The organism is Aminobacter sp. P4_D5 (genome assembly GCF_056401815.1).
Genome location: NZ_JBFUIP010000744.1, coordinates 1 through 699 on the forward strand (window position 1 = coordinate 1; position 699 = coordinate 699).

The 699-nt window shown below is 64.6% G+C and carries 1 protein-coding gene; it reads left to right on the top strand.

Features of this window, described 5'->3' with window-relative positions; translation table 11 throughout:
• A partial coding sequence (locus AC1DWF_RS34720) for a carbohydrate ABC transporter permease (protein WP_476843017.1) occupies window positions 1-697 on the top strand: 697 nt, incomplete at its 5' end.
• Window positions 698-699: the final 2 nt, after the last annotated feature.

Genomic DNA, 699 nt, shown 5'->3' on the forward strand with positions numbered 1-699 from the left:
CACCTTCTGGAACGTGGTCTGGCAGTCCTGCATCTTCGCCATCACGGCGGTGATCGTGAAGGCGCTGATCGGCTTCTGGCTGGCGCATATGCTGCACCACATCCCGGCGAAGGGTCAGCGCAAGTGGCGCGGCATGCTGCTGGTGCCCTGGGTCATCCCGCCGGCGCTGTCCACGCTCGGCTGGTGGTGGATGTACGACCCCTCCTACAGCTCCATCAACTTCCTGATCTCGCTGGTCGGTGCGCCGCCGGTGCCCTGGCTGGGCGAGCCGCTCTGGGCGCGGGCCGCGATCATAATCGTGAACGTCTGGGTGGGCGCGCCCTTCTTCATGATCATGTACCTCGCCGCCATCAAATCCGTKCCGGAGCAGCTCTACGAGGCGGCCGCGATCGACGGCGCGAACGGCTTCCAGCGCCTGCGCTACGTGACCCTGCCGATGATGGCGAACATCATCTCGATCACGGTGCTGTTCAGCCTGATCGTGACCTTCGCGAATTACGACATCGTCCGCGTGCTCACGAATGGCGGGCCACGCGACCTCACCCACGTCTTCGCGAGCTACGCCTTCCAGGTCGGCATTCTCAGCGGGAACATTCCGCGCGGCGCCGCCGTCTCCCTTTTCATGCTGCCGATCCTCGCGGTCTGCGCCTTCTTCGTGTTGCGCGGCGTGACCCGTCGGAACAAGGAGCAGATGTGATG